General features: G+C 71.2%; 20 protein-coding genes and 2 pseudogenes. 11 read left to right on the top strand and 11 right to left on the bottom strand.

What is annotated here, in order from left to right:
• The 6 genes and pseudogenes from QCN29_RS33465 to QCN29_RS33440 form a co-directional block, all read right to left on the bottom strand.
• Positions 1-927, bottom strand: a pseudogene (locus tag QCN29_RS33465) (hypothetical protein); the annotation flags it as partial.
• 254 nt (positions 928-1,181) lie between these two features.
• Positions 1,182-3,206 carry an ABC transporter permease gene (locus QCN29_RS33460; protein WP_279932864.1) on the bottom strand — a complete coding sequence of 675 codons (2,025 nt, stop codon included), beginning with the start codon at positions 3,204-3,206 and terminating at the stop codon, positions 1,182-1,184.
• A 106-nt stretch (positions 3,207-3,312) separates the two neighbouring features.
• Positions 3,313-4,134 carry a molybdate ABC transporter substrate-binding protein gene (gene modA, locus QCN29_RS33455; protein WP_279932863.1) on the bottom strand — a complete coding sequence of 274 codons (822 nt, stop codon included), beginning with the start codon at positions 4,132-4,134 and terminating at the stop codon, positions 3,313-3,315.
• Between the two features lie 39 nt (positions 4,135-4,173).
• A complete protein-coding gene (locus tag QCN29_RS33450) occupies positions 4,174-4,569 on the bottom strand; it encodes a TOBE domain-containing protein (protein ID WP_240138166.1) in 396 nt (131 codons plus the stop codon).
• A gap of 263 nt (positions 4,570-4,832) precedes the next feature.
• Positions 4,833-5,297, bottom strand: a complete 465-nt coding sequence (locus QCN29_RS33445) for an SRPBCC family protein (protein WP_240138165.1) — start codon at positions 5,295-5,297, stop codon at positions 4,833-4,835.
• A 219-nt stretch (positions 5,298-5,516) separates the two neighbouring features.
• Positions 5,517-6,311 carry a VOC family protein gene (locus QCN29_RS33440; protein WP_279932862.1) on the bottom strand — a complete coding sequence of 265 codons (795 nt, stop codon included), beginning with the start codon at positions 6,309-6,311 and terminating at the stop codon, positions 5,517-5,519.
• A gap of 243 nt (positions 6,312-6,554) precedes the next feature.
• Here QCN29_RS33440 and QCN29_RS36960 point away from each other — a divergent pair, with 243 nt between their 5' ends.
• The 3 genes from QCN29_RS36960 (at position 6,555) to QCN29_RS33425 (ending at position 9,237) form a co-directional block, all read left to right on the top strand.
• Entirely contained in the window at positions 6,555-7,013 is a 459-nt protein-coding gene (locus QCN29_RS36960; RefSeq protein WP_318036763.1) for an FAD-dependent oxidoreductase, read from the top strand.
• A 45-nt stretch (positions 7,014-7,058) separates the two neighbouring features.
• The gene (locus tag QCN29_RS33430) at positions 7,059-8,096 is read left to right on the top strand and encodes an AraC family transcriptional regulator (RefSeq protein WP_279932861.1); all 1,038 of its coding nucleotides are present in this window, start codon (positions 7,059-7,061) and stop codon (positions 8,094-8,096) included.
• A gap of 118 nt (positions 8,097-8,214) precedes the next feature.
• Positions 8,215-9,237, top strand: coding sequence for an aldo/keto reductase (locus QCN29_RS33425; RefSeq protein ID WP_240138161.1), 1,023 nt, complete (start codon positions 8,215-8,217; stop codon positions 9,235-9,237).
• 272 nt (positions 9,238-9,509) lie between these two features.
• On the opposite strand, the gene QCN29_RS33420 is transcribed toward QCN29_RS33425, so the two are convergent.
• The 4 genes from QCN29_RS33420 to QCN29_RS33405 form a co-directional block, all read right to left on the bottom strand.
• Positions 9,510-10,136 carry a helix-turn-helix transcriptional regulator gene (locus QCN29_RS33420; protein WP_279932860.1) on the bottom strand — a complete coding sequence of 209 codons (627 nt, stop codon included), beginning with the start codon at positions 10,134-10,136 and terminating at the stop codon, positions 9,510-9,512.
• Between the two features lie 177 nt (positions 10,137-10,313).
• Positions 10,314-10,946: a sigma-70 family RNA polymerase sigma factor gene (locus QCN29_RS33415; RefSeq protein WP_279932859.1), complete on the bottom strand. Its 633-nt coding sequence runs from the start codon at positions 10,944-10,946 to the stop codon at positions 10,314-10,316.
• 344 nt (positions 10,947-11,290) lie between these two features.
• Positions 11,291-11,656, bottom strand: a complete 366-nt coding sequence (locus QCN29_RS33410) for a YbaB/EbfC family nucleoid-associated protein (RefSeq protein WP_398860493.1) — start codon at positions 11,654-11,656, stop codon at positions 11,291-11,293.
• Between the two features lie 37 nt (positions 11,657-11,693).
• Complete coding sequence (locus tag QCN29_RS33405; protein ID WP_279932858.1) at positions 11,694-12,542, bottom strand: ricin-type beta-trefoil lectin domain protein; 849 nt, start codon at positions 12,540-12,542, stop codon at positions 11,694-11,696.
• A gap of 372 nt (positions 12,543-12,914) precedes the next feature.
• Between QCN29_RS33405 and QCN29_RS33400 the strand changes: the two genes are divergently transcribed.
• The 4 genes from QCN29_RS33400 to QCN29_RS33385 all read left to right on the top strand — a co-directional run bounded on the left by QCN29_RS33400 (position 12,915) and on the right by QCN29_RS33385 (position 17,805).
• Positions 12,915-13,271, top strand: coding sequence for a WXG100 family type VII secretion target (locus tag QCN29_RS33400; protein WP_279932857.1), 357 nt, complete (start codon positions 12,915-12,917; stop codon positions 13,269-13,271).
• A gap of 36 nt (positions 13,272-13,307) precedes the next feature.
• Positions 13,308-13,631: a WXG100 family type VII secretion target gene (locus QCN29_RS33395; protein ID WP_279932856.1), complete on the top strand. Its 324-nt coding sequence runs from the start codon at positions 13,308-13,310 to the stop codon at positions 13,629-13,631.
• Between the two features lie 74 nt (positions 13,632-13,705).
• Complete coding sequence (gene eccD / locus QCN29_RS33390) at positions 13,706-15,058, top strand: type VII secretion integral membrane protein EccD (protein WP_279932855.1); 1,353 nt, start codon at positions 13,706-13,708, stop codon at positions 15,056-15,058.
• Positions 15,055-17,805 carry a right-handed parallel beta-helix repeat-containing protein gene (locus tag QCN29_RS33385; protein WP_279932854.1) on the top strand — a complete coding sequence of 917 codons (2,751 nt, stop codon included), beginning with the start codon at positions 15,055-15,057 and terminating at the stop codon, positions 17,803-17,805. Before eccD ends, QCN29_RS33385 begins: the two co-directional genes overlap by 4 nt.
• A gap of 155 nt (positions 17,806-17,960) precedes the next feature.
• Here QCN29_RS33385 and QCN29_RS33380 read toward each other — a convergent pair whose 3' ends face one another.
• Positions 17,961-18,584, bottom strand: a complete 624-nt coding sequence (locus QCN29_RS33380; RefSeq protein ID WP_279932853.1) for a hypothetical protein — start codon at positions 18,582-18,584, stop codon at positions 17,961-17,963.
• A gap of 367 nt (positions 18,585-18,951) precedes the next feature.
• Here QCN29_RS33380 and QCN29_RS33375 point away from each other — a divergent pair, with 367 nt between their 5' ends.
• The 4 genes and pseudogenes from QCN29_RS33375 to QCN29_RS33360 form a co-directional block, all read left to right on the top strand.
• Positions 18,952-19,155 (top strand): hypothetical protein, encoded by a 204-nt coding sequence (locus tag QCN29_RS33375; RefSeq protein WP_279932852.1) that lies wholly within the window; start codon positions 18,952-18,954, stop codon positions 19,153-19,155.
• Positions 19,156-19,297: 142 nt separating this feature from the next.
• Positions 19,298-19,738, top strand: a complete 441-nt coding sequence (locus QCN29_RS33370; protein WP_279932851.1) for a hypothetical protein — start codon at positions 19,298-19,300, stop codon at positions 19,736-19,738.
• 13 nt (positions 19,739-19,751) lie between these two features.
• On the top strand, positions 19,752-23,948 hold the full coding sequence (gene eccCa, locus QCN29_RS33365) for a type VII secretion protein EccCa (RefSeq protein WP_279932850.1): 4,197 nt from the start codon (positions 19,752-19,754) through the stop codon (positions 23,946-23,948).
• Positions 23,949-24,099: 151 nt separating this feature from the next.
• Positions 24,100-25,863, top strand: a pseudogene (locus QCN29_RS33360) (hypothetical protein); the annotation flags it as partial.

Raw genomic sequence — 25,863 nt, 5'->3', positions numbered from 1 at the left:
CGCCCGGGGCCGGCCGCTTCCGGGCGCGTCGGGGACGGCGTCCTCGGCGGCGAAGGCGGGCGGGGCTTCTGCGGTGCGCTGCGCGCGCCGCCGCTGCCGGCCCGGCCGTCCGTCGAGATAGCCGCGGGCCGCGTGGCCGAGCACTCCTTCGGCGAGAAGCAGCGCCAGTCGCCCGTCGGAATGGCGGAGCTGCTCGGCGGCGTACCGGCAGTAGGGGCACTGGGCGAGGTGCTGCCGGACGTCGGGGATGAGTGTGCCGCCGCGGCGCAGGGACACGTCGAGCAGCCGGGTGTAGTGGCGGCATTCCGCGTTCGGGGCCAGTTCGGTATGCGCGCGTAGACAGCCGGCCCGGAAATGTTCACGCACCTGTTCCAGTTGGGCCGATGCGCTGCGCGGGTCGACGCCCAGCAATGCGGCGGGAATCGATACGCCTTCCGCCTCCGCCTCGGTATGCCAGAGCAGCACCTGAACCGGTTCGGGCATCATCTGAAATGCACGCGAGACGAGACGGCGACTTTCTCCGGGGACGTCCGGATTCTGCAGTCCGGGCAGCATTGCGGCGACACGCGGGTCCGCCGCCCAGACCGCGGCGATTTCACGTACGGTCACCAGAAGCCGGGGACGGAGCGCGCCCTTGAGCCCGCCCTGCTCACGCAGTTCTCCGAGAGTCTGCTGGAAAGCGGCCGCAGCGAGCGTACCGGCGGCGCTCCCCGCCGGGTCGGCGCCCACGGTGTCGGCGCCCGCAGAACCGGGCGCGCACAGGGCGGCGTAGTCGCTGACGGCCTGCCAGTGGCGGGTCAGCAGCGCGGCGACGGCGAACGGTTCGCCCTCGCCTCCCAGCAGGGCCGCCAGCGCGGCGTCACCGCCCTCGGCGGCAGCTGCGACCGGCACGGCGGAAGGGGTGTGGGGGGTGCTCGGATGGTGCATGGGTGTCTTTCCGTTCAGGGCACAGCGGTGAAGGGTTGAAAGGGCGCGCTCAATTGGTATGGACCTGATAAGCGGCCAAAGTCGAACTGCTGAACAGAATCGCCATGTTCGGGCGTACGGAGGCTCACCCTTCCACAACACACGTACATGGAACAAGAGTTCCGGATCGACGACCAATCACGACCCCGAATGAGCGGAACTGTGCTACATCGAGTCGCAATTGACTCAATGTCAAAAGAGAAGCGCCCCTTGACTCAGAGAGCCACCAGAGAGATCTCCGTGGCCTTGACACTCGTCCATACGGGCACGCCGTCGGCCAGTGCGAGTTCCGCGGCCGCCTCCGGGGTGATCTCGGCGACCAGATCCGGCACCCGGTCCGATGCCACCAGCACCCTCAGCCTGCTGCCGACCGCAGTGATCTCCCGTACGGCGCCGGGCCAGACGTTGCGGGGACTGCCGCCGGGCCGGTCGCGGTGGACGGAGACGGCCTCCGGCGCGATGATCGCCAGCGCCCGCTCGCCCGCAGCGGGGCGTTCCCGCTCGCCGTCCAGCGGCCCCGCGACGGCCAGCCGCCCGCCGCCCGCGAGCTCCAGCCCGTCCGCGCCGGCCGTTCCGGGCCAGGCGTTGCGCCCGAGCATCCGGGCCACCCATGCGGAGCGGGGATGCCGGGTGACCTCCGCCGGCGGGGCGTCCTGCAGCGCCCGGCCGTCGTCGAGCACCAGCACCCGGTCGGCGAGCGAGAGCGCCTCCACCGGATCGTGCGTGACGATCAGGCAGACTCCGCCGAAGCCGTCCAGATGGCGCCGCAGCAGATGCCTGACGTGCGCCTTGGTGGTCTGGTCGAGCGCGGCGAGCGGCTCGTCGAGAAGCAGCAGCCGGGGCCGTGCGGCCAGCGCTCGGGCGAGCGCGACGCGCTGCGCCTGTCCGCCGGAGAGCTGCGCCGGCCTGCGGGCCGCGAGATGGCCGACGCCCAGCCGGTCGAGCCACTCCTGCGCGGCACGGCGCGCCTGCGCGCGGGGGACGCCCTGGGCGCGCAGCCCGTAGGCGGTGTTGCCCAGGGCGCTCAGATGCGGGAAGAGGGCCCCGCTCTGGGGTACCCAGGCGACGCCCCGGCGGTGCGGCGGCAGCTCGGTGACGTCGAGGCCGCCGAGGCGCAGCACGGCGTGGGAACGGGGGGTCAGGCCGAGGAGTGCGCGCAGGAGGGTGGTCTTGCCCGCGCCGTTGGGTCCCACGACCGCGACGGTGACGCCCGGCTCCGCGTCGAGGGTGAGCCGGTCGAAGCCGGTGACGTCGGCGTGCAGCGCCCAGCGCCCGCCGCCGACGGTGCCGCCGTCAGTGCCGTCGGCGGCGTCGGCATCGGCGGCGGCCTTCGGCCCGGCGGACCCCTCGGCCGGCCCGGCGGACCCCTCGGCCGGCCCGGCGGGCCGCGCCGCCGGCTCGTCGTCCGCGTCCCGCGCCGCCCCCCGGGCTCCGTCGCTCCCTCGCGCCCCGGCGCTGAAGCGTCCACGGAGGGCGACGAGCACCGCCATGGCGATGGCGAGCAGCAGCAACGACAGCGACGTGGCGGCCTCGGGCTGGTCCTGGAGCAGCAGATACACCTGGAGCGGCAGCGTCTGCGTGACGCCGGGCAGATTGCCGGCGAAGGTGATCGTCGCGCCGAACTCGCCCAGTGCCCGCGCCCAGGTGAGGGCCGCGCCCGCGGCCAGGCCGGGGGCGACCATGGGCAGGGTGACGGTGCAGAACACCCGTACCGGCGAGGCCCCCAGCGAGGCGGCCGTCTCCTCGTAGCCCGGCCGCAGCCCCGCGATTGCACCCTCCAGGCTGATGACGAGGAACGGCATCGCGACGAACGTGGCCGCGACCACCGCTCCGGAGGTGTGGAAGGGCAGGGTGACGCCGAAGGCATCCTCCAGCCAGGGCCCCAGCAGCCCCCGCCTGCCGAAGCCGAGCAGCAGCGCCACGCCGCCGACGGTGGGCGGCAGGACCATGGGCAGCAGCACGAGGGAGCGGACGACCGCCTTGCCGGGGAAGTCCACACGGGCCAGCAGCCAGGCCAGCGGCACCCCGAGCAGCAGGGAAAGGCCGAGGGACCAGAAGGAGACGACGAGTGAGAGCCGAAGCGCCTGGGTGACCCCGGGGGCGGTCAGATGCGTGCCCAGCTCGCCCCAGGAGGTGCGCACGAGGATCCCGACGAGGGGCAGCAGCAGAAACGCGATCGCGAGCAGCGCGGGCACGGCGAGCGTGATCGGGGTGCGGGTGCGGGTGCGGGTGCGTCTCATGGGGGTGTCGGGTTTCTCGTGCGGCGGGGGTCCGGGCGGGTCGGCGGCCCTGGGAGTACGGCGGGTCCGGGAAGCCGGCGGTCCTTCGGGGCGTGCGGACGGCGCTTCACGGCTTCTGGAAGCCCGCGCCCTGAAGGATCTTGAGCGCTTCCGGGCTGCGCAGCCACGCCACGAACTCCGCCGCCTCCCGGGCGTTCTCCGAGGTCTTGAGGGTGGCCGCCGGATACTCGGCGACGGCGTTCTGCCCGTCCGGGATCTCGACGGCGTCGACCTCGTCCCGTGCGACGGCCGCGTCGGTGCGGTAGACGATGCCCGCGTCGGCCTCGCCCAGTTCGACCTTGCTGAGCACGGCGCGCACGTTCGGCTCCAGCGAGACGGGCCGGACGGTCACCCGCTGAGCGTCCAGGACCTGCCGGCTGTACTTGCCTACGGGCGCCTGGGGCGCGGCCAGCACCACCTTGAGCTTGGCGTCGGCCAGGTCGGCGAGCCCGTCGACCTTGTGCGGGTTGCCCTCGCCCACGGCGATGACGAGACGGTTCCGGGCGATGACCACCGGCTCGCCCGTCTCATCCCTGACGTCGTCCATGGTCTTGGTGTTCGCGGTGACGAGGGCGTCGGCGGGTGCGCCCTGGCGGACCTGAGCGGCCAGTTCCTGCGACCCGGCGAAGGAGAACGTCACGGTCACGTCCCCGTGCGACTTCTCGTACGCGGCGCCTGCCGCCTTGAAGACGTCCGTGAGCGAGGAGGCGGCGAGCACGGTCAGCCGTGTCGCCTTCCCGGACGCCTTGCCAAAGGACGCCTCGTCGCCGCCGTCGCCGCAGGCGGCAAGGGAGGCGAGCAGAGCGACGGCGGCGAGCGCGGCGGCGGCACGGCGTCCGGGGCGTGCGGACCCGGCGGGGCGTGCGGGCCCGGCGGCCGGGGGGCGCATGGCGGTGATGCTCCTCGGGAGAGTCATGGCGTCAGCGGGTCATGGCGTGTCGATGTGGACGCTGGTCGACTTCACCCGTGCGGTGGCCTGCATGCCGACCTCGAGGCCCAGTTCCTCGACGGCCTCCCTGGTGAGCAGGGAGACGAGCCGGTGCGGCCCTGCCTGGATCTCGACCTGCGCTGCGACGTCCCCGAGCTTGACCGCGGTGACGATCCCCGGAAAGGCGTTGCGGGCGGAGGTGTACGGCTCGCCGTCCTCCCCGTCGCCGTTCTGGGCGGCCTCGACGGAGAAGGCGGCCAGATCCCGGCCGTCGATCAGCCGTCGGCCGCCCTCGTCGCGGTGGGTCGCGATCCGGCCGGCGTCGGCCCAGCGGCGCGCGGTGTCGGGGCTGACGCCCAGCAGCCGCGCCGCCTGCCCAATGGTGTAGGACTGCATATGCGCCACAGTAGGCCGGCTGCTCTGGCATTTGCAAGGAAAGTCACTCAGCTTCATGGCAAACGCCAAGACCGCTGGAGAAAGCTCCGAAGCGGTCACGCCGGGCCGGCTTCTCCGCAGGCTCCCCGTGGCGTCGCGGCGCGCACAGGAGCCGCCGCACCGCGCGCGCCACCCGGGCTTCCCAGCCGGTACGGTGCTCGAGGCACAGCTTTCTGGACCGTACGAGGGCCCGGGGCGGAGTCCGCCCCAGGACGCCCTACGTCCTAGGCCGGCTTCCGGACCCAGTCGTCGGGGCCGGGGTCGCCGCCCTCGGCCCGTACGGCGAGGCGGTCGAGGTAGTGCTCCCAGCCTTCCGCATGGGCGGCGCAGGCCTCCGCGGAGGGCAGGCCGCTGTGTACCAGGGTCAGCCGGGTGCCCTCGCCGTCCGGATCAAGGGTGATCTCCACGATGCTGGAGCCGGGCGGCACCGGCGCGCCCTCCTCGGTCCAGCCCCAGCTGAAGACGAGACGCTTGGGCGGATCGATCTCCAGCAAACGCCCGGAAGCGTGGTCCGCCCCGGTGACGTTCGTGTGGTAGGGGCCTCCGGACTCAAAGGTGAACTCGCCGTCCACACCCATCCAGGAGAGCCAGCGTTCGCGGTCGGTGAAGAAGGAGAACACGGCGCCGGGGCGGGCGGCGATGCGCCGCCCGACGGTCACGGTGTCCTGACTCATCGCCTCGGAGCTCATGGGGTCATTCCTCCCTCTCCGCCGTCCCGCCCGCGTCGGCGTGCCCGGCGGCCTCTGCCGGCTCGGCGAGGGTGTCGAGTCGGCTGCTCCACATCGACTGGCGACAGTGCCGTCCTGCCGCAGCGTAACCAGACCCGCGTCCCTCAGCACCTCGGGGCACGGGGCGCTGCGTCACGTCGGCGTGCGCCAGGGCGACGCGGCGCCCCGTAGGCACCGCCTCTAAGCGGGGGACATCTTGGGCATGTCGCCCTCGGTCGTCGATGCGTCGATGACCGAGAACGACGCGCCCTGCGGATCGCTCAGCGCCGCGAAGCGCCCGAAGGGCGTGCTCATCGGACCAAAGCGCAGCACTCCGCCGAGATCCACGGCCTTCTGCACGGCCGCGTCGCAGTCGTCGACGCCGAAGTACACATTGACGTACGGCGGCACCTCGGGCGGGAAGTCCTCCTCCATCTTCATCCGGCCGAGCACGGTGGCGTCGCCGAGGTTGTAGACCTTGAAGTCGATCTTGTCGTCTTCCATTCGCTGGCTGCTGTAGCCGAAGACGGCGGGGAAGAAGGCATCGGACTTCTCCGGCTCGCGGGTGAACACCTCGGCCCAGGCGTAGGCGCCGGGCTCACCCGAGGCCTCGAAGCCCTTGTGCGTACCCGCCTGCCATACGCCGAACACCACGCCGCCGGGGTCGCGGGCCAGCAGCATCGACCCGAAGTCTCCGACCTGCATGGGCTCCATGAGCAGCTCTCCGCCGTTGTTGCGGATCTTGTCGGCGGTCGCGCCGACGTCCGGCGACGCAAGGTAGAGGCACCAGGCGGACTGCCCTTCGGCGCCCGGCATCGGCGGCACGACCGCGGCGACGGCCTTCCCGTCCCGGTACGCCTGCGTGTAGTTCCCGAACTCCGAAGCGGCCTCGCCGAACGTCCAGCCCAGTACGGCGCCGTAGAAGCTCTTGGCCCCTTCGACGTCGGCGAACATGGCATCGGCCCAGACCGGCGTTCCCTCAGGTTGTGCGGCCATGACTCAAGGCTCTTCCTGCTCGATGAATGGTCCGGCTTGTCACGCTAGCCAGCCCCGCAGGGTCCCGCCCGCCGAAACACACCCCGCCTGCGACCCTCACCGGCGTCCCGGACCGGTCGGCCGTATCCCCCGGCCTCGTACCCGGCCTGGCGTCCGGCCTCGTGCCCGGCCTGGCGTCCGGCCGCGTGTCCGGCCGCCGCCGGCGCGCCGCCCGGAGCCGGCACGGGAGCCACCGCAACGCGGGTGGACGCGGCAAGGCGGAACTCCAGCAGGTGCATACGTCACCTGAGTGAAAGATCCGGTGGGGAGCGGTGCGCCGGGGACCTGCTGTCCACAACCGCCGCCCAAGAGGCGTACTTCTCACCGGTGGGGGAGGTCAGCTGCAAGCCATGGGCACACGGACGCGTCGTGCTCGTCGGGGACGCCGCCCACGCCAGCTCGCCCAAGATGGCCCGGGGCGTCGCGACGGCCGTCGAAGACGCTCAGGTCCTCGCCGAGGTACTGGCCGGCAGGGGCGACACCGGAGACCTCCTCCAGCAGTGCGTCCAGCGCAGGCTCCCCCGCGCCCGGTGGGCGCAGCGGCAGACCCACCGGCGCGACCGGACCAGGTCCCTGCCGCCCGCCGTACCCAACATCACGTTCCGCTACGGCGCCAAGGCCTTGTACGAGCGCGGCTACGCCCCGCTGCGCGACCGGCCCTGAAGCCGGGCCTCCCGCCGCCCGGGCCGCTCCAGTAACTTGCCCGACATGCAATCACCGGTTGACCCGCTGTCCGATGTCCTCGCCTCGTTGAACGTGAGGACGGGGTCGCTCTCGGGCCTGGAGGCGTGGGGCAGCTGGGCACTCCGCTTCGGCGTCCACGAGCACATCAAGATCGGGGCCGTGCTGGACGGCTCCTGCTGGCTCAGCGCCGACGGGGCCGAGCCGGTGCGCCTCGAAGCCGGTGACTGCTTCCTGCTGGCCGCGCGCGAGTCGTTCGTGTTCTCCGGGGACCTGGACACGCCGTACCGCAGCGGGGAGGAGGTCTACCGGACCTCCGACAGCCGCGTCGTGCGGATCGGGGAGCCGCCCGGCACCACCGATCAGGAGCGGACACTCATCGTCGGCAGCAGCGTCCACTTCCTCGACGCCACCGTCGCCCTGCTGCTCGACGGACTGCCACCTCTGGTCCCCATCCTCGTCGGCACTCCCCAGGCGAAGGCGATCCAGCCGCTGCTCGGGGTGTTTCTCGACGAGGTGAGCGCCGTGCGCCTGGGCACCTGCGTGATGTCGGGGCGGCTCACCGAGATCCTTTTCATCCAGGCGCTGCGGGCCGTCGTGGCGGGAGCGGGGGCACCGGACGGGACCGCCCTGCCGGGCTGGCTGGGTGCCCTCCGTGATCCGCGCATCGGCCGTGCGCTGCTGCTGATGCACCAGCAGGCCGGCCGCCCGTGGACGGTTGCCGCGCTCGGTGCTCAGGTGGGCATGTCCCGGGCGAGCTTCGCCGCCCGTTTCAAGGAACTCGTAGGACTGCCGCCACTCGTCTACCTCCAGCGTTGGCGGATTCTGGCTGCCGGCCGGGAGCTGCGCCGCGGTGAGCGGACCGTGGCCTCGGTGGCCGCCGAATGGGGGTATTCGTCAGAGACCGCGTTCAGCACGGCGTTCAAACGGGTCACCGGCATCTCGCCGGCGCACTACCGCGGCGCCCCGTTCGAAGCGGTGGCGGCGAGGCTGGACGGCTGGCCCAGTGTCCCCTTCCGCGTGCCGGCTGACGTGGACGAACGCACAGGTTCTTCAGACGCTTGATCATGGCCTGCCCGACTGGGCGCCCGTAGCGTCGCAGCCAGCCGTGCCGACGGCCGCGGCAGCACGGCCGCGGCAGCACCGTCCACGGCCCGAACACGGATCGGCGGAAGGTGCGTCAATGAGGTACGAGCAGCTGGGCGCCACGGGGGTCTTCGTCTCCCGAATCGCTTTGGGAGCGATGACGTTCGGCGGGGCGGGCACGCCGCCATGGAGCCTCGTCGGCGGTCTGGACGAGAAGGCGGCGGACGAGCTGGTGGGCCTGGCGCTCGACGCCGGTGTCAACCTCATCGACACCGCCGACATGTACGCGGCGGGCGAGTGCGAGGAGATCCTCGGCCGGGTGCTGCGCTCGAGGCGCCAGGACGTGCTGCTCGCCACCAAGCTCTTCGCCCGCATGGGCGCCGGCCCGAACGACATCGGCCTGTCACGGCTGTGGGTCAGCCGGGCGCTGGAGGACAGCCTGCGCCGGCTGCGTACGGACCATATCGACCTGTACCAGATCCACAGCTTCGATCCGCTGACCCCGGTGGAGGAGACGCTGGCCGCTCTGGACGACGCCGTCCGGCAGGGCAAGGTCCGCTATATCGGCGCGTCGAACCTGGCGGCGTGGCAGATGATGAAGTACCTCGGCGCCTCGCAGCTGCGCGGGTGGGATCGCTTCGTGTCCCAGCAGGTGTACTACTCGCTGGCCGGACGGGACATCGAGCGGGAGATCTTGCCGATGGCTGTGGACCAGAAGCTCGCCACACTGGTGTGGAGTCCGCTCGCAGGCGGGTTCCTGTCCGGCAAGTTCGACCGAGACGGCACCGCCGACGACACCGCGCGCCGAGCTCTCGCCGACTTCCCGCCCGTGGACCGGGAACGCGGCTGGGACATTGTGGACGCGTTGCGCGTCGTTGCCGCGCGCCACGGCGTGGGTGTGACACGCGTCGCCCTCGCCTGGGTGCTGGCCCAGCATGGAGTCACGAGCGTCATTGTCGGCGCCAAGCGCCCCGACCAGCTCACCGAGAACCTGGCCGCCGTCGACCTGGTACTGACCGACGAGGACCTGGGGGAACTGGACTCGGCCAGCGCCCTCCCGGCCCCCTACCCCGACTGGTGCCAGACCGCGCCCGCCGACCGTCTGCCGCTGAACTCCTGACCCGACGCCGACCGCGACCGGGGCCCAAGGGCCGGGTGCCCCCGGTCTCGGTTCGGCCCCGCCTGGCGTCGGCGGACCCGGGTCTGCGTTCGAGCCCTGGGGGTTGCGGACCTCCGCGGTCGGCCACGGCGCCACCGTGACAGCGACACCCTGACGGGAGCTCACATGGGCTCCGTCACGGCCGGGTGACGACATCTGCGGCCGGTCGGCGCCGGCATCCTCGATAGGGTCACCGGCCTGTGAAAACTCCGCACTCACCTCAGTCAGTGACCTCACAGGGTTCCGGAGCGCAATGCGAAGGCGACCGCGTGGACGCGGTTGCGCAGTCCGAGACGGCTGATCATGCCGCTGATGATGTTCTTGATCGTGCGTTCGGAGTAGTTCAGCTTCTGGGCGATCTCTGTCGTGTCCAGACCCTCGGCGAGCAGCCGTACCACCTCCACCTCACGGGCCTCCAGCCCGGACGGCGTCAGTCCCATCGGCGCCAGCACGTCGCGGTGGACCGCCCCGATGTGGTTGATCAGCCAGCCCTGGATCGAAGCGGGCAGCACGCCGCATCCGTCGGCGACACCTCGGATCGCCTTGGTGATTCCGTCGAACCCGGCGTCCTGACGCCATATCACGCTGCGCAGACCGAACCCCACCGCCCGTACCGCCTGGGCCTCGCACATGCTTCCGGTGACCAGCACGATTCCCATGCCGGGATTGACCGAGCGGGCGGCCACCGCCGCCATCAGCAGCATCGTCTCGTCGGTGACGTCCACCGTCAGCATCAGCACCACGTCCGCCCGCGCGTGCTCCTGCTGGGGCAGTACTGTCAGTCCCCGCTGCCTACTCAGGCAGGAGGCGGCTCCCTCCCCGGTGACCGGGTCACTGGCGAGGATCGCGATCGAGATCACCTCAAACGTCCTTCCTGCGACGCATCGGCGTGTCAGCCGGGCCGCGGCCCGTCGCGGAACCGCAGTCGCTGGCCTTCCTGATTCAGCTGCTCGCTCCCCGCGTGCGATAGGGGCGTCGGCGGCCTATTCGAGAGCTGAATCCCTCACCGCAAACGGAAGACCGGGAACCATGGGTCTTTACTGAGGCGAGTGGATTCCCTGGGCCATTACGGCTTGGCGCAGTGCTTTCAATGCGTGGCTGGTGCGGGACTTCACCGTGCCGATCGGGAGTTTCAACGCGGCTGCGGTGTCCTCGACACCGCGATCGACGTAGTACCGGTGAACCAGCACCTCGCGGTGGGGTGGGGCCAGATCTGCCATCGCCCTCTTCAGCACATGCGCCGTGAGCATGCGCTCGCCGACGTCGGGCACGACGTCCACGTCCAGGTCCGCGTCCAACGGGCGCAGCTCCACCGGACGCCTGCGACGGGCCCGGAAACCGTCGATGGCCAGCCGCCGCACGACGGTGAAGAGCCAGGGTCGCGCCAGCCCTTGGGTGGAGATGAGCCGGTCCGCATGCTGCCAGGCCCGTAGCAGAGTCTCCTGGGCGAGGTCCTCGGCGCTGTGGACATCACCCAGGGTGAGTGTCCTGGCGAAGCGCAACAGGGCGGCTGCCTCCGTCGCGCTGATCACCCGCATGAAGGCCTGGCCTCGGTCCGGCACGGCGTTCCCGGGCCCTCCCGCGTGCGACGGGGAGCTGCCGTCCAGCGAGGCGACTGCGGGCGGGTTCTCGTCTTCCTTCGGAGTGGTCGAGGACGACGTGATGTACATGATGGATCGATCGAGCCTTTCAGGGCACGCCGACTGCTCGTACGGCAGCGGTTCGGCGTATGGGTGGGACCGGGAAACGCTCCCGGAGAGGTCGCCTCGGGTTGCCCGAGAACGCCTCGCATCCTTCTGGCCCTCGATGGACGCCACGTCGCATTCTGATACTCAGTCAGCTACACCGGCGCCGCCGATCCTTGCCACCGCGTCCGGACGCGCGACGCGGAGCCAGACGCTCCAACCGGTGATGTCGCGCAGGCCTTCGTGGCTACGGCCGGCTTGTCGGGCGGCATTCTCCTCGTGGTGGCCGCGACTATGCCAAGGGGTATCCGACCGGCCGGAGAGGCAGGTCAGACACCGCCCGTCGAACCGCGCAGGTTCGCGGTGATGGAATCGCCGAGCGTGTGCGCGATGGTGGGCAGCACCTTCTGCTGAGCCAACTCCTGCGCCGACTGGGTGGCTTCGCGGATGGCCGCGAGCACCAGTTCGGCGAGGCCCTCGGTGTCGTGCGGGTCGGCGGCCTCGGGCGCTATGTCCAGCCTCTGCAGCCGCGCGGCGCCGTCGACCGTGGCCCGTACGGCGCCGTTGCCGGAGGTGGCCTGGACCCGCAGCGCGGTCAGCTCCTGCTGAGCCTGGAGCAGATTGCGCTGCATCGCCTGGGCCTGTTGGAGAAACTGCTGCATATCGGGGCGGTGTGCGCCCAGCGGGTCTGTCACGGTGAACTCCTGCCTCTTCCGGCCGGTTCGAGGGTGGTCAGGCCAGCCGCCACTTCTGGTTACCGGTGCCGGCGCAGGTCCACAACTGCAGCCGGGCGCCGTCCGCGCTGCTGAGATCCCTGACGTCGACGCACTTGTCGGCCTTGACGTTGACCAGGTCTCCGGCGGTGGTGAAGCGCCACTGCTGGCTGGCGCTGCCATTGCACTCGTAGACGTCGATCGCCGCCCCGTCCGCGGTGGAGCCCTCCAGAACGGACATGCACATTGCCAGTGCGCGGATGGTGCCGTCGCTATGGAAGGTCCACTGCTGGTTGGGGTTGTTGCCGCACGTGTAGATCTGCAGCACGGTCTTGTTCGGAGCGCTGGAGATGTGGTCGGTCACATCGATGCACTTGTCGGAGACCTCGCCCACGATGCGGTGCGTGGAGCCGCCCGGGTCGCTGCTGTCGTCGCCGCCGCTCACCGACTGCTGGCTGCCGGACGACTGCTGCCGCTGCGCGTCCTGCTCGGCCTGGGAGTCGTTGGCGCCGGACTGGGTGCCGCCACCCGAGGCGGGTCCCGTACTGCCCTTGTCGTCGGAGCCGGCGGAGGCCGAAGCGAACGGCGTCGGGCCCTTGGGCAGGGTGTACGGCGGCGGAGCGGACCGCGCCGGACCGTCGCCCCCGCCGGGGATGGACGGCGGGCGGCCGCGCTGCTGTTCGTTGCCCCCGGGCGGGGTCTTGCTCGGGCTGGGGAACAGGTGGTTCTCAGCCACGACCCGCTCGGCCGCCTTGTCGCGGCGGGCCTGGTCGCGGTCGCGCTGGTAGTCGATCAGCTTGCCGATGCCGAAGACACCGGCGCTCAGGAGCACAATCACCAGTCCGGCGACGAGTACCCGTGACAGCACGCTGGGCGTGTCGCGGTCCCCCGGCTGCCGGGAGCTGGACGCGAAGCTTGCGGCGAAGCCCGGTATTCCTGGTGCTCTGTGTTCCTGACGGGTGGGTTCGCCCACTGCCGTGAATCCTTTCGCGAGGCGGGCCGCTACCTGAATGACGAAGGCGGCCGTTCACGCACTTCAACCTATGCCGGAAAATGCCGGAGACGCGGTCACGTTGCCCTTTAGACCATGCATCTCTGCCCACCGGGGCAGACCGGCTTCCGGGCGATGGGAGCATGCCCGCTCCTCTCATACCCTCAATTCCTGCCAGGGCGAGCAAAAGCCAGAACAGGCAAAAGCAAGGGCGTTGACAGGTTTACGATGTGTTAGGAGACATGATTCGTGTCCACCCCTACTCCCCACACGACACCCGGCGGTGTCGAGTACGGCGTCACGCTGGTCGACCTGCAGGCGGCCTCCAGTGACACGCATCTGACCGCGCACGATGTCTCGGTGTGGCTGCAACAGCTGAGGACCTATGTGACCGCCCTCCAGAACGAGTGGCAGGGCATGGCGGCCAACGAGTTCCAGGACCTGATGGTGCTGTGGGACCGCTATGCCGCCCAGCTCAACGAGGCACTCCGGGCAATCGGCGACGGGTTGATGGGCAACTACCACAACTACGACAACACCGAGGTCGCCAACCACCGGAACATGGCCTCGGTCAAAGCCAACCTGCCTGCTGCCAACCTCGCCTGAGGTCCGCCCCCGCACCAGCCCAGTAAGGAGCTTCCCGTGCCGAGCCCCGACAGCCTTCCGATCCTTGTCACCGCCGGCCTCGCCGACGCTGGGCCGGCCATGGTCAACCGCGCCGACGACTGCATCGACCGGCTCAACGAGCTGAAGCGGCGCCTCACGCCGCTCGCCGAGTCCTGGCTCCGGAGCGAGGCCGCCGGCTACTACCAGGCCCGTCAGACCGAGTGGGACCAAGCCGCCATCGGTCTGTTCGACCCGCAGACGGGCATCCTCGGTGAGATCGCCCGGGCGCTGAACATCAGCTACCAGAACAGCGCGGAGGCCGAGCTGTCCAACATCCGGACCTGGAACAACGGCAACTAGCGGCGACCGTCGCCGACCGAGGCCGGCCCACCTCGCCCTGCCCCGCCACCCCCATGTACTCCAAGGACAGCCAAGTGGACGACGAACTGTGCCGGATCACGGTCGTGGGCGCCCGGCGGCGGGTCGACCTGGCGGTACCCGCCCGGGCGGCCATCGCCGAGTACGCCCCGAGTCTGGTGCGGCTCACCGGCCAGGAGCAAAAGGACGAGACCTTCCCCGCGGTCTGGTCCCTGGCCCTGCCCGGTGCCAGGCCGCTCTCGCCGGGCGCGTCCCTGACCGAGTCCGGGGTCGCGGACGGCGCCACGCTGTATCTGCGGGACGTGGCGGCAGGTGAGTTCGACGAGCCGCTCATCACCGACCTCGACGAACTCGTCGGCGAGGCCAACGAGGAGGGGCTGCGCTGGGACACCCGGCACCGCGCACTGACTCTGCTCTTCCTCGGCCTCGGCGGGACGGCCGGCGCCCTCGGCTGGTTCGTGGGGCTGGCCGTGGACGGTCCCCGCTTCCCGCTGGTCGGGCCGGCGGCGCTGCTGGCCGGGTTCGGCGTAGCGCTCCTCGCCTGGCACGCCACCCGCCGTGCCTGGCCACTGGCCCTGCCGACGCGACTCGGGGTGGCCCTGTCGGCCGTACCGCTCCTCGCAGTCGGCACGGTCCTCCTCCCGACCGCGATGGACACGACTCCCAGGACGGTCATCGCGGCGTCCGCGGGGGCACTGGCGGGCGCGCTCGCGGCCAGGCTCGCCGTCAACCATGTCGTCACCCTGACCGCTCTGGTGGTCACCGCGGTGCTGCTGCCCACCGCTGGTCTGCTGTCCGGCTTCGGCGCCAGCAGCGCCGAGAGCGCCGCGGTCGTCGCGGTGCTGGCGATGGGCTCACTGAGCGTGGCGCCGACGGTCTCCGGGCGCCTCGTCGCCCTGTCCGCTCCTCCGGAGGAGGACGCGGCGACCGGCGAGGCCATCCCGGCGCTGGTCCGCAGGGGCCGCCGGGTGCTTGCCGGGCTCACCCAGCTGCTCTCCGCCGTGCTGATCGCCGCCCTGACGCTGCTGGCCACCTCGGACGACGCGTACGGCCTGGTCCTGGCGGTGTCTGTGAGCGGTGTACTACTGCTGCGCGCTGGCCAGTTGAAGATCACCGCGGCAGTGCTGCCGGTGGTCGTCGCCGGTACGACGGGCCTGCTGGCTGTCGCCATCAGCACCCCCGGCAAGCTCGGCGCGCCCGACTGGGCCGGGCCATTGGCCGGTCTGCTGGCGGGTCCGGTGATGCTCGCCGCCGGCCTGATCAGGGCCTTCCCAGAGGGCGAGTCGATCGGTGAGCGGCCCGCCTGGATCAGCGGGCTGTCCTCGACGCTGGCGCTCGCGGCCGTACCGCTGGCGGTCGGTGTCTTCGGGGTGTTCGGCAAGCTGATGGAGATGGGCGGGGGGATATGACTCCCGACCTGCGCCGCGTCGCCACCCGCGGCTGGGGGACCCACCGGACCATCGGGGCGGCGATCCGCGCGGCGGCCGACGGCGAGGTGGTCTCGATCCGGCCCGGCTCCTACACGGAGTCCCTGGTCCTGGACCGCGATATCACCGTGGTGGCCGAGAAGGGCCCGGGGACGGTGCGCATCACCGCGGCGCACGGCCCGGCCGTCAGCATCACGGCAGGCCAGGTCGTACTGCGGGAACTTGGGTTCGAGGGCTTCGACGCGGCCGAGCCGGTGGTCCTGGCCCGGGGCGGCTCGCTGGAGCTGGAGCGCTGCGAACTGTCCGGCGGGAGGCTGGAGTTGGCACGCGACAGCACGGCGCAGGTACGCGGCTGCACGGTTCACGGCGCCAAGCGGGCCGGGGTGCATGTCACCGGGACCGCTCGCGGCAGCTTCGAGGACTGCACGGTCCGCTCGGTCGACGGCTACGGACTCACCCTGGTCGACACGGCCCGGGCCGATCTGCGTCGTACCCGGGTGCAGCGCACCACCGACTGCGGGGTGCTGCTCGGCGGCACCAGCAGCGCCACCTTCGACGACTGCGAGCTGGCCCACACCGGCGACGCGGCGCTGCTGGTGTACGCGCCCGCGCAACCGCTGCTGCGCGGCTGCCGGCTGCACGACACCAGAGCCCAGGGCGTACGGATCGAGGACGCGCCGGGCCAGCCCGCGCCGCAGACGCTCCACCAGCCCAAGCCCAAGCCCGAGGCGACAGGTCCTGACGGCGACGAGGGCGCCTCCGCCGGGCAGGACGAGCGCCGGGTCCGGCTGGACAAGTGCGAGATCTTCCGCACCCAGGCCGAGGGCGTGCTGGTCTCCGGCGGCAGCCGGGTCCTGCTGCGGGACTGCGATGTGCGGGAGGCGCACGGCGCGGGGCTGTTCGCGTACGGCACCGCGCGCGTCGAGCTGGAGTCGGTCCGTATCGTCGATGTGCCCGGCTCCGCGGTCGCGGTCGCCGAGAGCGCCGCAGTCCGGGTGCGGGGCGGGGTTTTCTCCCGCACCGGCTCCGGCGGGCTGCTCGCCGACGGGAACGCGGTGCTGGAGCTGGCCGACTGCCGGATCACGGCGACCGGCCACTCCGCGGTGCAACTCGCCGGCAGCGCCCGGGCGGTGCTGGTGGACTGCGCGGTGGAGGACAGCGCGCAGTACGGCATCCGGCTCGGCGAGGGCGCCGACCTGCTGGCCGAACGCACCCGGATCGAGCGCGCCGGGCTGGCCGGGGTCCAGGTGGACGGGGCCGACGCGGTGCTGCGCGACTGTGTGATCAGCGAGGCGGAGACCGGGGTACGGCTCGCCACCCGGCACCGGCCGCTGCTGGACGGCTGCGAGTTCCGGGCGATCCGGCGGACCGGGATCGAGGTGGCGGCCGATACGGCGGCGCTGATCCGGGGAGGGCAGGTGGCCGGCACCGGGTCGGCCGGGGTGTTCCTGGAGGAGCGCAGCCAGGCGTGGATCGAGGAGGTGGAGATATCGGACGCGCAGGGCAGCGGGCTGGTGCTGTGGACCGGGGCCGCGCCGCGGATTCGTGCGGTCACCGTCACCGGCGCCGGCAAGAACGGGGTGTACGTGCACGAGGGCGGCGCGGGCATACTGGAGGACTGCGAGATCTCCGGTTCGGCGTTCCCCGCGGTCTACACGGGGTCCAGGTCGACGTCGGTGCTGCGCCGACTGCTGGTGCACGATGTCCAGGAGGACCTGTCGGCGGCCGAGGACGCGGAGGCCGTGTTCGAGGACTGCCGGGTGCGCGATGTGGCGGTCAGCTCCCTGCCGCAGGCGGAGACGGAGCCGTCCGCGGGTGCCGTGGCGGTGGCCGACGCAGGACTGGCGCGGCGGAAGACTGCTGCCGGCAAGGGGAGTTCGGGGAAGAAGAACGTCGAGGAGAGCGCCCCCCAGGAACAGCTTCCGGATCTGCTCGCCGAGTTGGATGCGCTGGTCGGCCTGGACCGGGTCAAGCAGGAGGTCGGCTCGCTGGCCAAGGTGATGCAGATGGTCAAGCGGCGCGAGGAGGCCGGGTTGCAGCCCCCGCCGCTCAGCCGCCATCTGGTGTTCGCCGGCAACCCGGGCACCGGCAAGACCACGGTGGCTCGGCTGTACGGGCGGCTGCTGGCCGCGCTCGGGCTCCTGGCCCGCGGCCACCTGGTGGAGGCCGACCGCGGTTCGCTGGTCGGTGAGTATGTCGGCCACACCGCGCCGAAGACCACGGCCGTCTTCCGGCGGGCACTGGGCGGGGTGCTGTTCATCGACGAGGCGTACGCCCTGGTGCCGTACGCGCAGTCGACCGACTTCGGGCACGAGGCGATCGCGACGCTGGTGAAGCTGATGGAGGACCACCGCGACGACGTCGTGGTGATCGCGGCCGGCTACCCCGCCGACATGGAGCGCTTCATCGATTCCAATCCGGGCCTCGCCTCCCGGTTCACCCGGGCCCTCATTTTCGACGACTACTCCTCCGACGAACTGATGGAGATCGTCCGTTGCCAGGCGGCCCGGCACCAGTACCGGCTGCCGGACGAGACGCTGGCCGCGCTGGTGGAGTACTTCGACGGGATCGAGCGCACCGAGCACTTCGGGAACGGCCGGACGGCCCGACAGATGTTCCAGCGGATGACCGAGCAGCACGCCCAGCGGGTCGCCGAACTCCTGGACCCCGGCACTGACGATCTGACGATTCTGCGGCCTCAGGATCTTCCGTCGAGGACGGCGGTCTGACATTCCCGGATTCCATGTGGTGGAAATATGCCCACCGACGGCAGGAGCGGAACCGTCGGTGGACCGCGCCCCGGAATGGCCTCAGGGTCCGGGTCAGAGTTCGACGCCCGGCCGGGACGGTACGGCGGGCCCGAAAGGGAAGTCGCGGGTCCCGGTCACGTCACGACCTGCCTATTGGTGGCCTCGGTCGGGAATCGTGCATTGCGGTCGACTTCGGAGTAGGTCTGCCCTGTCCTGTTTATGAGCGCGATGTACTCTCCGAACAGTTCCAGGGTTGTCCCCATGAAGTACAGCGCCCTTTCCATTGCCGGATTCATGGACGCCGCGAATTCCCGGGCGATGGGCTGGATCTGGCTTGGGACCTCCTGCGCAGAAGTGGCGTAGTAGGTCGGGTCCTTTTCCAGGTCCGTGTCGTTCTGACCGAACACGTCGTCCTGCACCGACAGCACGTGCTCGCGCAGCCCCTGGTAGGCGTCGACCACCGTCCGCGCCGCGCTGATCAGGGTGATCTCGGTGGCGCGCACACCTGAGAGGTCCACCCTGATGGGCGGTGTCGCGGGCACGTCCTCGTCGACGTCCCCGCCTCCCTGCTGCTCGCTCCCCGGGGGCGGGTTGTTGAAGCTCGGGAGGACACCCCAGGAGACGCTGACATTCGGCACCAGATACCCGAGGTCTTTTCCGTGGTCCGGGTCGGGTGCCTCCGGCTCGGACTGCGGAGCATTGGGGTCCGGCCTCCAGAAGTCGTAGTGCGAGTGCTCGATATTACCTTCATCCGGCATGGTCAACCTCTCGCTCTTCGGCTCGAATACCCATTATGGGACCGCACGCCGGAGGGTAGTACAGCGGCGCGATCCAAAGGCAGCCATCAAGGTAAAGAATCCGTCAAGGGCGGATGCGCGGCCATCTCTCCTCCGATTACCACGGGCCATTGCCATGCATTCGTTTCCTGGTAAAGTTCGAGCGCATAGTTTACCGGTGTGGCGACGTGGACCGCCGACCCCCCAAGCGTGTTCAGCAGCTCGCAAGGCGTGACGAAAGGGTCGAACTATGCCCGATATGTCGTGGTCTGATTTCAAGGTACACCTGGGCCATCTGAAGCGCGCCATCGAAACAGTAAAAGTCCAGTCCGGCGATATCGGGTCAGCCTTGGGCAGGATCGCCGGCGAGTTCGAGACGGTCGGCACCGAGTGGCAGACCCCCTCATCGGCCAGCCTCGAAGAGGTGCAGCAGTGGTTCGCGCGCTCGCAGACCGACCTGCACGACCTGCTGGAGGAGGTCGTACGCCGGATGCAGGTGGCGTACGACAACTACCACGAGATGGAAACAGCCAACTACAACAACATGACCTGACGCGCACCGCGCGCTCCGCCCGCGGTCCGTGACGGCCCGTGCAGCCCCTTCACATCCCCCGCCTTCACATCCCCCGCCCTTCACATCCCCCGGTTTCGCAGCCTCCGCCCGGCGGAGCTGCAGCCCCGACCGCGGAGCCCGCATGCCTGAGCTTGCCGACTACGACGTCTCCTCCCTCTACATCGACCCGACAGGTCTCTCCGACAGCTCCCAGAGGCTGCTGGCGCACGCGAAGGAGGTCGCGGACGCCATCGGCGCGATCAACACGACGCTGTCGGGCCTCGCGCTGGGCTGGGCGGGCAGAACCCAGCTGGAAGTGGACACGATGAACAACCAGTGGACGTCCACCATGCACGGGCTCTTCGGCACAGAGGACTCCCCGGAGAGCGGAGTGCTCAACGTGATGGCCGCCGGAGTGATGGCGGTCGCCGCAGGCAACGCGCAGAGCGAAGTGGCGCTCACCGAGATGTTCCAGAAGTTCCTCCTGGGCGTCGACTCGCCCGGCGACGGCGGCGGCACGCCCGGCTCCGCGCCGGAGGACATGATGGACTTTGACACCACCGCCATCAGCGCGGACTGGTGAGCGGCACACCGACATGACGCGTACCGCCTTCCACCGCCCCGCCCGGACCTTCCCGCCGTCACTGCCGGAGAACAAGGTCTCTCTGGCGCCCCCGCCCCAGAAGCCCAACAACAGCCAGGCCGCCAACTGGCTGATCATCCTGCTGCCGCTGCTCAGCAGCGTGAGCATGGCCGCGTACATGGTCACCTTCGGCCGACCGTGGATGATCATGCTCGGCGTGTCCTTCGTGCTGCTGTCCGTGGGCATCACGCTCTATGTCCGCTGGCAGTCCCGCTCCACGACCCGGCGGCAGCGGCTGCGCCAGCGGGACCGTTACTTCGAGTACCTCTCCGGCATCCGCGCCCAGGCCCGCGCCTCGGCGGCGACCCAGCGCGCGGTCGGGGCCTTTCTGCACCCCAGCCCGCACCGGCTGTGGGCCATCGCATGCGGCCGCCGCCGGGTCTGGGAACGCCGCCCGAGTGACGCCGACTTCCTCAAGGTACGGCTCGGCCTGGGCCGCGGCTTCCCGAAGTTGTCGCTGGTACAGGGCAACAAGGCCGATCCGACCGCCGAGTACGAGCCGCTGTCCCAGCGAGCCTCGGAGAAACTGGTCCGCGACTACGCGACGGTCGGGCTTCAGCCCGCCTGGATCGACCTGGCCGGCAGCGGCGTGGTCAGCCTGCTGGGCACCCCCGAGCGCACCCGGGGCGCCGCCGCGGTGCTGCTGCTCCAACTCGCCGTGCTGCACGCCCCCGACGACGTCCAGCTGGTCGTGCTCGCCGCGGAGGAGCCGGACCGGGAGGGCCGGGAGGGCCAGGAGGACCAGGAGGGCCAGGAGGGCCAGGAGGGAGACTCGCCCTGGGAATGGACCAAATGGCTGCCGCACACTCACGACACCGACGCCGGGACCGTCCCGGCCGGCGTCGTGCCGACCGTCGCCCGCCGTTTCGACGGCGTCGCCGACATCCTCGAGCGCAGGCTGGAGCGGGCCCGGGCCGAGCGTGCCGAACGCGCCACCATGCTGCCCTCGGTGCGCGACAAGGCCACCATGGGCCAGCGCTGTGTCGTGGTCCTCGACGGCTACCGCCCCGACGCCCCCTGGGCCCGTACCCCCCTGCTCGCCGAGTTGTTCACCGAGGCCGGCCCGGGCAGCGGCATCCATGTGGTCTGCCTGGTGCACAAGGAGAACGAGGAGCCCGGCCGGGTCGATGTCCGCGCCCGGCTGGAGGACGCGGGGGGCCTGGCCCTGGAGAGCCGGGACCCGAGTCTGTGCCACGCGGTCCAGGACGCCGCCCCCGACGAAGCGGAGCCCGCGTTGTACGAACAGGTCGCGCGCGCCCTGGCGCCGCTGCGGCTGTCCGGCGAGCGCGACCAGGTGCTCTCCCGTATGGTCTCGCTGCCGCGGATGCTGGGCGTCGGCGACCTCGCCGAGCTGGACCCCACCGCGTTCTGGCGCGCCCCCGACGACGAGGCGCTGCTGCGGATCCCGATCGGGGTGGCCGGCACCGGCGAGGACCTGGTGCTGGACCTCAAGGAGTCCGCGCAGGGCGGTGTCGGCCCCCACGGGCTGGTCGTCGGCGCCACCGGCTCGGGCAAGAGCGAGCTGCTGCGCACCCTGGTCACCGGCCTGGCCATGACCCACTCGCCGGAGCACCTCAGCTTCGTCCTGGTCGACTTCAAGGGCGGTGCCACCTTCGCCGGCGTCACCGAACTCCCGCATGTGGCCGGTCTGATCACCAACCTCGCCGACGACCTCGCCCTGGTGGACCGGATGCGCGCCGCGCTCATCGGCGAACAGCAGCGCCGCCAGCGGATGCTGCGCGACGCCGGCAACGTCGACTCCGTACGCGCGTACCAGATCCTGCAGGCACAAGGCGGCACCGATGTGCACGGCAAGCCGCTCGAACCGATGCCCTACCTGGTGATCGTGGTGGACGAGTTCGGTGAACTCCTCTCCCAGCGGTCGGACTTCATCGAGTTGTTCGTCCAGATCGGCCGGGTCGGCCGGTCGCTTGGCATGCATCTGCTGCTCGCCACCCAGCGGTTGGACGAGGGCCGGTTGCGCGGCCTGGAGTCCCACCTGTCGTACCGGATCTGCCTGCGGACCTTCTCGGCCGGCGAGTCCAAGGCGGTCATCGGCACCGCCGACGCGTACAAGCTGCCGCCGATCCCCGGCTCGGCGTACCTCAAGGTCGACGAGTCGGTCTACGTGCGGTTCCGGGTCGCCCATGTGTCGGGCAGCTACCAGGCGGCCGACAGCGAGGCGGCGGAGACCGGCCCCGTGCCGGATCCGGCGCCGTACGGACTGCGCACCGCCGAGCAGGCACGCGACGGGGACAACGAGCAGGAACCGGTCGCGTCCCCGGTGCCGCTGCCGGCCGCGGGGGCGCGCACCGAGATGCAGATCGCGGTGGAGCGGCTTCGGCTCTACGGCCGGCCGGTGCACCAGGTGTGGTTGCCGCCGCTGCCGCCGCATATCGACCTCGACTCGCTGCTGGGCCCGGTCGGCGAGGACCCCGACCGGGGCTTCCAGGTCGTCAAGGGCGCCACGGCACTCGGTCAACTCACCTTCCCGCTGGGCGTCGTGGATCTGCCGCTGATGCAGGCGCAACGCGCCTTGCAGGTCAATCTTGGCGGCGCGCACGGCCATGTCGCCATCGTCGGCGCCCCGCAGACCGGCAAGTCCATGGCGCTGCGGACCACCATGCTCAGCGCGATGCTCACCCACACCCCCGCGGAACTCCAGTTCGCCTGCGTGGACTTCGGCGGCGGCTCGCTGGGCTCCTTCGAGGAGGCGCCGCATGTATCCGCCGTGGCGTCCCGGCACGACGAGGCCAAGGTACGCCGAGTGCTCGCCCTCGTACGGCAGGCCGTGATCGACCGGGAGCAGCTCTTCGAGCGGCTCGGGATCGACTCCGCCGCCGCCTTCCGTGGGCTGCGCACCGGGGGAGGCCTCCCCGACGGGCAGAACGCGACCGACATCGTGCTGGTCATCGACAACTGGGCAGCGCTGCGCACGGCGGTGGACGAGGCCGAGAGCCAGGTGCACGACATCGCCACGCGCGGCCTCGGTGTGGGTGTCCATCTGCTGATCACCGCCAATCGCTGGATGGAGATACGCACCAGCCTGCGCGACGCCATCGGTGGCCGACTGGAGCTGCGGCTCAACGAGACCGGCGAGTCCGAGGTCAGCCGCAAGGCCGCCAAGCAGCTGGTCAACGCCGTCCCCGGGCGCGGCATCGCACCCCCTGGGGACCTTATGCAGATCGCGCTGCCCCGGCTCGACGGGGCGCAGACCGTGGAGGGCCTCGGCGCCGCACAGCAGAGCGCGATCGCGGAATCCGCGGCACGGTGGACCGGTGCGGTCGCCCCGCGGGTGCGGGTGCTGCCCGAGCTGATCACCCCCGCCGAGCTGGCGGCCGCGGTCGAGGCCGCGCAGGCCGCCGCGGCGGCCGCCGTCGGGTCCGCTGCCGGTGCGGAGGAGCTCACAGCCGCGCAGACCGCAGCCGAAGCCCGGTCCCCGAGCGAAGTGCCCATCGGCATACGGGAGCTCGACCTGGCCCCGGCCACGATCGACCTGGGCAAGGGGGACTCGCACTTCCTGGTGCTGGGCGACTCCGGCTCCGGCAAGACCTCGTTCCTGCGGTCCTGGATGCGGGGCATGGCCGAGCGGAACTCCGCGTACGACATCCGCTTCATGGTCTTCGACTACCGGCGCTCGCTGCTCGAGGCCGTGCCCGACGAGTACCTGGCCGCGCAGGCCGCCAACAACGACCACGCGGTGGCGTATGCCGAGCAGCTCACCGCCAAGCTCAGCGAGCGAATGCCGCCCCCGGGGATCGGCTCCCGCGAACTGCGGCGGCGCGACTGGTGGTCCGGGCCCGAGCTGTACGCCGTCGTCGACGACTACGACCTGGTCGCCGGCCAGGCCGGGCAGCGCGGCCCACTCGCCCCGCTCGCCGACTACCTCACCCACGCCGCCGACATCGGCTTCCATGTGGTGATCGCCCGCCGGGTCACCGGGGCGGGGCGCGCACTGTTGTCCGATCCGCTGGTCAGCAGGGTGCAGGAGTTCGGCACCGGCGGCCTGATCCTCTCCGGCGACCCCCGCGAGGGCACCCTCATCGGCGACCAGCGCGCGGCACGCCGGCCTCCGGGCCGCGGATTGCTGGTCGGCCGCCGCAGCCAGCCCGCGATCGTGCAGACCGTGCTCGATCCGGCGGTCGACTAGCGCCGGGTACGCCTGCGGTTGCTCCGCGGCGCACCCCTCGGTGCGACGCGCGGAGTACCGCGGAGCCTACGCGCCGCCCCCGGACCCACCCCCCTACCGCCTCCGGCCCAGCCGCCCGCCCAGGCGCACGGCCGCTCCGAAGGACCCGAGAATGCCCGTAAGCTTCGACTCCCAGCCGATCCGTGAGTTGGCCGCCCACTGGATGCGGGTGGGCAACACGTTCTTCGAGACGTATGTGTCCACGACCGAAGCGGTCCGAGGCATCCCCTGGTCCGGCATGGCCTCGGACGCGGCGCGGGAGGCCTACGCCTCGAGCCAGAACGCGGGCGCGGGCGCGCCGGGCGGCGGTGTCGCCCTCAAGCTCCTCGAGGCCGCCATCACCGCGTGGCGGATCAGCGAGGCGCTGCAGAGTTACGCGAACCAGCTCGACCGGACCATCGAGGAGATCAACAGGGCGGAGGCGCTGGCCGGGCTCGCCGCCCTCTTCGGGCTCGCGCTCGGCTTCGTCCTTCCGGCCCTCGGCGCCCTGCTCGCCGCGCTGTTGGGGGTCGTCAGCAGGGTCATCTCGTTCGTCGCCTCCGTCGTCGGCCGCATCATCTCGGCGATGGGCTCCTTCGCGCCGGTCGGCAACTTCGCGGTCAACGCGATCCTGGGCGCCGCGACCACGCTGGGCACCGATGTGTTCGCGCAGGCCCTCGCCTCCTGGGCCACGCACAGCGAATTCCACATCGACTGGAAGAGTGAGGGCGTCAACATCGGGCTCGGCGCCGGCATTGGCGCCTGGATGGGCCCGGACTGGCGCCCGGGCGGCGGCATGGGGCCAAGCGGGAATCCCGCCACCATCGACGGCGGCGTCCCGAACGTCAACGTCCCCAAGAACACGCCGGTTCCACACAACCCGACCCCGCACGCCGTCAGCACTCCTCCGGTGGACGGCGTCGCCACACCTCCGCCGCTGCGCAACAACTCCTCGGATGCGGTGTCCCTGAGTCAGGGCCCCAGCAGGATCGACACCCCGAACAAGGTCACCGCCATCGCCAACGGCAGCCCGGAGACCAACACGCCCACGCCCGGCGGAGTCCGCCCCGGCGGCAACGGCCAGATCACCCCGGAGACCGCCACCCCCGCCCCGCCCCCGAGCGGCGGCCCCGGCGGCGGCCGCCCGATCACCGCCATCCGCACCGCCGACGCCGCGCCGCCGCAGACCACGCCTGGGGGCGGTACGACACCGCGTCCCGGGCCAACGGTGGGCGGACCGGATTCGTCGGTACCGAACACGACGGCGCCGGGCGGCGGTACAACCCGTCCCGGGCCGACGGCGAGTAGCCCGGACTCGACCACCCCGAACACACACGTGCCGGGCGGTCCTACGCGTCCCGGCCCGAACACAGGGCGCGGGGACTCGTCCGTGCCGAACTCGACGGGCCCGACGAACGGTCCGGTGCGGAATGCATCGGCTGTCGACAGCCCGGACCCGACGACACCGACAACGCACACGCCGGCCGGTGGCCCCGCCCGTACCCCCGACACGAACCACGTCGGCACGACCAAGCCCGACTCGGCTGTTTCGACGGGCGCGCAAACCCGTCCCACATCCGGCGCCGACACGCCGCACCAGACGCGGCCCACGACGAACACTCCCGGTTCTCAGGCGCGGCCGGGGACGGGCGAGCCCGCACCTGAGTCCCCGGTGCCCCAACAGACTGGACTGCACACGTCCGGACGCCCGGTGCCCGAGGGGACGAACAACACCGCGGGCGGCAGCCCACAGGGCAACACCGCCAGCGGCGCACGCCCTGACGCCGGGACTCCGAGCACCGCCACGAAAACACCGACCCGTTCGGGTCCGGGGTACGACCGTCCTGCCACGATCAACGACCTGCCGACGGGCGAGGCCCCGCATGCCCCATCCAGC

This window comes from Streptomyces chengmaiensis (genome assembly GCF_029846775.1).
GTDB classification, from domain to species: Bacteria; Actinomycetota; Actinomycetes; order Streptomycetales; family Streptomycetaceae; genus Streptomyces; species Streptomyces chengmaiensis.
The sequence above is the reverse complement of the archived record's forward strand: the minus strand, read 5'-3'. Positions and strand labels throughout refer to the sequence as shown.

What these genes read in the sequence shown, in the direction of transcription:
- QCN29_RS33415 (WP_279932859.1), bottom strand. Translation starts at nt 10,946, where the DNA reads ATGTACATCACGTCGTCCTCGACCACTCCGAAGGAAGACGAGAACCCG.
- modA (WP_279932863.1), bottom strand. Translation starts at nt 4,134, where the DNA reads ATGCGCCCCCCGGCCGCCGGGCCCGCACGCCCCGCCGGGTCCGCACGC.
- eccCa (WP_279932850.1), top strand. Translation starts at nt 19,752, where the DNA reads ATGACGCGTACCGCCTTCCACCGCCCCGCCCGGACCTTCCCGCCGTCA.
- QCN29_RS33430 (WP_279932861.1), top strand. Translation starts at nt 7,059, where the DNA reads ATGCAATCACCGGTTGACCCGCTGTCCGATGTCCTCGCCTCGTTGAAC.
- QCN29_RS33380 (WP_279932853.1), bottom strand. Translation starts at nt 18,584, where the DNA reads ATGCCGGATGAAGGTAATATCGAGCACTCGCACTACGACTTCTGGAGG.
- QCN29_RS33385 (WP_279932854.1), top strand. Translation starts at nt 15,055, where the DNA reads ATGACTCCCGACCTGCGCCGCGTCGCCACCCGCGGCTGGGGGACCCAC.
- QCN29_RS33445 (WP_240138165.1), bottom strand. Translation starts at nt 5,297, where the DNA reads ATGAGCTCCGAGGCGATGAGTCAGGACACCGTGACCGTCGGGCGGCGC.
- QCN29_RS33460 (WP_279932864.1), bottom strand. Translation starts at nt 3,206, where the DNA reads ATGAGACGCACCCGCACCCGCACCCGCACCCCGATCACGCTCGCCGTG.
- QCN29_RS33370 (WP_279932851.1), top strand. Translation starts at nt 19,298, where the DNA reads ATGCCTGAGCTTGCCGACTACGACGTCTCCTCCCTCTACATCGACCCG.
- QCN29_RS33450 (WP_240138166.1), bottom strand. Translation starts at nt 4,569, where the DNA reads ATGCAGTCCTACACCATTGGGCAGGCGGCGCGGCTGCTGGGCGTCAGC.
- QCN29_RS33440 (WP_279932862.1), bottom strand. Translation starts at nt 6,311, where the DNA reads ATGGCCGCACAACCTGAGGGAACGCCGGTCTGGGCCGATGCCATGTTC.
- QCN29_RS33425 (WP_240138161.1), top strand. Translation starts at nt 8,215, where the DNA reads ATGAGGTACGAGCAGCTGGGCGCCACGGGGGTCTTCGTCTCCCGAATC.